Source organism: Hymenobacter sp. AT01-02, assembly GCF_000961955.2.
Taxonomy (GTDB): Bacteria; Bacteroidota; Bacteroidia; order Cytophagales; family Hymenobacteraceae; genus Hymenobacter; species Hymenobacter mucosus.
The window spans coordinates 1-904 of the sequence record NZ_JZIR02000174.1; the positions used below are offsets into that span (position 1 = coordinate 1).

The following is a 904-nucleotide window of genomic DNA, read 5'->3' on the forward strand; positions in this document are numbered from 1 at the left end:
CCCCGTAGTAGGCAATGATGTTTTTTCTCGTAGCCTGCCGGTAATACGGGAAAGGTCGTGTCTTTCGACACAAACTGGAACGCATCCATTCGGAAGCCGTCGATGCCCTTGTCCAGCCAAAAACGCATCAACTGGTACACTTCCTGCCGCAACTTGGGATTTTCCCAGTTCAAATCGGGCTGCTTGCGCGAGAAGTAATGCAAGTAGTAGGAGTTGGTGAGCGAGTCATACTTCCAGGCGTCGCTGTTCACGTCAAAAAAACTCCAGCGCGGCGTTGGTTTGCCTTTTTCCGCCGGCCACCAGTGGTAATAGTCTCGGTAGGGATTGGTGCGCGAGCTACGGGCCTGCTTAAACCACTCGTGCTCGTCGCTACTGTGATTAACCACCAGATCCATCACGAGCTTGATGTTGCGCTGATGCAGGCCTTTGAGCAGGGCATCGAAATCCTGCATGGTGCCAAATGCCGGCATAATCTGCCGATAATCGGAAATATCGTAGCCGTTGTCGTCGTTGGGCGAGGCGTAAATTGGATTCAGCCACACCGTACCCACGCCCAGGCTCTTCAGGTAATCTAGCTTGGAAATGATACCGCGCAAGTCGCCCACGCCATCACCATTACTGTCTTGAAAGCTGCGCGGATAAATTTGGTACACAACAGTTTCTTTCCACCACTGGGCATTTTGCTTTTGGCTTGTCGGCTGGGCTCGGGCCGCCGGGCGGTGGTTAGAGGAGACGGATTGCGCCCAGCTGCTGGTTGAAATGAGAAGCAAGGCCACCAGGGCAGTTTGGATGATGTTCTTCATTGCGCAGAAGTAGGGCCCGTTTTCCGCGTGCAGGCTGCTGGCCGCTACTGAGTAGCAGCAACCGCAGCCTGTTGGTGGGCGCGGTGGCCAGTGAAGTAAAA

1 protein-coding gene is annotated in these 904 nt (G+C 54.4%); it reads right to left on the reverse strand.

The genetic code is table 11. From position 1 onward, the window contains the following. Positions 1-803: alpha-amylase family glycosyl hydrolase (locus VI25_RS22015; RefSeq protein WP_262490000.1), on the reverse strand; the 803-nt coding region annotated here is incomplete at its 3' end. Positions 804-904: the final 101 nt, after the last annotated feature.